Annotated in this window: 3 protein-coding genes; all 3 read left to right on the top strand. The window is 69.0% G+C overall.

What is annotated here, in order from left to right; all coding sequences use genetic code 11:
* The first annotated feature begins 131 nt into the window (after positions 1-131).
* The 3 genes from ACFV2S_RS18670 (at position 132) to mctP (ending at position 2,971) form a co-directional block, all read left to right on the top strand.
* Positions 132-953: a LuxR C-terminal-related transcriptional regulator gene (locus ACFV2S_RS18670; RefSeq protein ID WP_385559883.1), complete on the top strand. Its 822-nt coding sequence runs from the start codon at positions 132-134 to the stop codon at positions 951-953.
* Positions 954-1,085: 132 nt separating this feature from the next.
* Complete coding sequence (locus ACFV2S_RS18675; protein ID WP_383794767.1) at positions 1,086-1,349, top strand: DUF3311 domain-containing protein; 264 nt, start codon at positions 1,086-1,088, stop codon at positions 1,347-1,349.
* Positions 1,346-2,971 carry a monocarboxylate uptake permease MctP gene (gene mctP, locus ACFV2S_RS18680; RefSeq protein ID WP_385559887.1) on the top strand — a complete coding sequence of 542 codons (1,626 nt, stop codon included), beginning with the start codon at positions 1,346-1,348 and terminating at the stop codon, positions 2,969-2,971. Before ACFV2S_RS18675 ends, mctP begins: the two co-directional genes overlap by 4 nt.
* Positions 2,972-3,093: the final 122 nt, after the last annotated feature.

The following is a 3,093-nucleotide window of genomic DNA, read 5'->3' on the forward strand; positions in this document are numbered from 1 at the left end:
GGGGCCCCCCACCCCCGTGCCCCGGGCGGCCCCCTCTCCCCCTGTGCGGTTTGGGGCCCCCACCGGGGCCCCCCCCCGCGCCGGCGCCCGGGGGCGCGCGCGCCCGCCGCCCCCACCTCAAGCTCGTCCTCATGGACGACTCCTCGGGCGAGGTGGAACCCTTCAACCCGGACGTCGGCTTCTCGTTCCTGCTCTCCCGCGCCGAGGCCGAACTGAGCAAGCGCAAGCGCCAGGTCGAGCAGGCCGGGCGGGCGGTCGCCGGCATCCTCGCCTCGTACGCGGACTGCGGCGAACCGGGCGTCCGGCACGACCTCGTGGACCGGATCACGGGGCTCAACGACGTCCGCGAACGCCTGGAGGACCTGGCCGCGAACGCCCGCACCGAGTGCCTCTCGCTGCTGCCCGGCGGCGCACAGCTCCCCGACACGATGGACGCGAGCCAGCCGCTCGACCAACTCGCCCTGGAGCGCGGGGTGAAGATCCGGTCGATCTACCAGGAGAGCTTCCGCAACGACCCGCCGACCGTCGAGTACGTGCGCTGGTACTGCAACCTCGGCGGCGAGGCGCGGACCGTGCCCGTCGTCCCGATGCTCATGGTGATCGTCGACCGGGAGGCCGCGCTCGTCCCCGTCGACCCGGAGGACGGGCGCGCGGGAGCCCTCGAAGTGCGCAGCCCCGGCCTGGTCCACGCGCTGGTGGTGCTCTTCGACCGGCTGTGGGACGCGGGCACCCCCTTCGGCGAGGCCCCGCGCCGCGACGCGCACGACCTCTCCCCGCAGGAGCGGGAGTTGCTGATGCTCCTCGGCATCGGCTGCACGGACGACATCGCGGCCCGCCGGCTCGGGGTCTCGCTGCGGACCGTCCGCCGGATGAGTTCCGAACTGATGAACAGACTGGGTGCGCGCAGCCGGTTCGAGGCGGGCGTACGGGCGGCGAAAGAGGGCTGGCTCTGAGAATTCCCGTCCGTTATCGGGATGGCTCTGACAAAGTCGCATCCGTTATGCGGACAGGGGTTCCGTAGAGGAGTACCGTCCCCTAGATTTCCCCAGCATTACCGAGGTGATCAGCGAGGGGACGGAATCGCCATGTCAGAAACGCCAGATGCGACACAAGGGAAACAACCGGCCATCACCCCGCTGCGGGTGGTGATCGCGCTCTGCCTGATCGCCCCGTTCGTGGCGATGCTCTGGGTGAGCTCCTACGCGAAGACCGAACCGCTCTTCGCCGGAATCCCCTTCTTCTACTGGTACCAGATGCTCTGGGTGCTGATCTCCACGGCTCTCACCATGATCGCGTACAAGCTGTGGCAGCTGGACCAGCGTGCCCGCAAGGGAGGTGACGCGCGATGAAGGACGGCGTGAACGGCGTGGCGCTCGGCGTCTTCGTCTTCTTCTTCCTGGCCGTCACGGTCATGGGATTCCTGGCCGCGCGCTGGCGCAAGGCCGACAACGAGCAGAGCCTCGACGAATGGGGCCTGGGCGGCCGGTCGTTCGGCACCTGGGTGACCTGGTTCCTGCTCGGCGGCGACCTCTACACGGCGTACACCTTCGTCGCCGTCCCCGCGGCCATCTACGCGGCGGGCGCGGCCGGCTTCTTCGCCGTCCCGTACACGATCCTGGTGTACCCGCTGATCTTCACCTTCCTGCCGCGCCTCTGGTCGGTCTCGCACAAGCACGGATACGTCACCACCTCCGACTTCGTGCGCGGCCGCTTCGGCTCCAAGGGCCTCTCCCTGGCGGTGGCGGTCACCGGCATCCTCGCCACCATGCCGTACATCGCGCTCCAGCTCGTCGGCATCCAGGCCGTCCTGGACGTGATGGGCGTCGGCGGCGGCGAGAACACCCACTGGTTCGTCAAGGACCTGCCGCTGCTGATCGCCTTCGGCGTCCTCGCGGCGTACACGTACTCCTCGGGCCTGCGCGCTCCGGCGCTCATCGCCTTCGTCAAGGACACCCTGATCTACATCGTCATCGTGGTGGCGATCATCTACATCCCGATCAAGCTGGGCGGCTTCGACGAGATCTTCAGCAAGGCCGGCGAGGCGTACGCGCAGACCAACCCGGCGACCGGCAAGCCGCGCGGCACGCTCGTCCCCGGCGAGGCCGGGCAGTGGACGTACGCGACGCTCGCCCTCGGCTCGGCGCTCGCGCTGTTCATGTACCCGCACTCCATCACGGCGACGCTGTCGTCCCGGAGCCGTGAGGTCATCCGCCGCAACACCACGATCCTGCCGCTGTACTCCCTGATGCTGGGCCTGCTCGCGCTGCTCGGCTTCATGGCGATCGCCGCCGGCATCAAGGTCACGAACGGCCAGCTCGCCATCCCGCAGCTCTTCGAGACCATGTTCCCGGACTGGTTCGCGGGCGTCGCGTTCGCCGCGATCGGCATCGGCGCGCTCGTCCCGGCCGCGATCATGTCGATCGCCGCGGCCAACCTCTTCACCCGCAACATCTACAAGGACTTCATCAAGCCGGACGCCACCCCGTCCCAGGAGACCAAGGTCTCCAAGCTGGTCTCGCTGCTGGTGAAGGTGGGCGCGCTCGTCTTCGTCCTCACCATGGACAAGACGGTCGCGATCAACTTCCAGCTGCTCGGCGGCATCTGGATCCTGCAGACCTTCCCGGCGCTCGTCGGCGGACTCTTCACCCGCTGGTTCCACCGCTGGGCGCTGCTCGCCGGCTGGGCCGTCGGCATGGTCTACGGCACCGCCGCCGCGTACGGCGTGGCCAGCCCGACCCAGAAGCACTTCGGCGGCTCGGCCGCCGAGATCCCCGGCATCGGCGAGATCGGCTACATCGGCCTCACCGCCTTCACGCTCAACGTCGTCGTCACGGTCGTGCTGACCTTCGTCCTCAAGGCCGTCAAGGCCCCCGAGGGCGTCGACGAGACCTCCCCGGAGGACTACACGGCGGACGCGGGCGACGCCGGCGTCCGCACCGAGCTCCCGAAGGTCGGCACCCCGGCCCACTGAGCCACGGATCCGCGGGGGGGGGGGGGGCGGGGCAGAAACGGGCCCCCACACAAAACCCACCAGAACCAAGTGGTTGAGGTTGGTGAACAAAAGGTGGGGGAATTACAGTGTGTGTTAAAACA

This window comes from Streptomyces sp. NPDC059695, assembly GCF_042733785.1.
Taxonomy (GTDB): domain Bacteria; phylum Actinomycetota; class Actinomycetes; order Streptomycetales; family Streptomycetaceae; genus Streptomyces.

Bases quoted from the DNA above. Each gene is read 5' to 3' on its own strand.
- ACFV2S_RS18670 (WP_385559883.1), top strand. From the start codon at position 132: ATGGACGACTCCTCGGGCGAGGTGGAACCCTTCAACCCGGACGTCGGC.
- ACFV2S_RS18675 (WP_383794767.1), top strand. From the start codon at position 1,086: ATGTCAGAAACGCCAGATGCGACACAAGGGAAACAACCGGCCATCACC.
- mctP (WP_385559887.1), top strand. From the start codon at position 1,346: ATGAAGGACGGCGTGAACGGCGTGGCGCTCGGCGTCTTCGTCTTCTTC.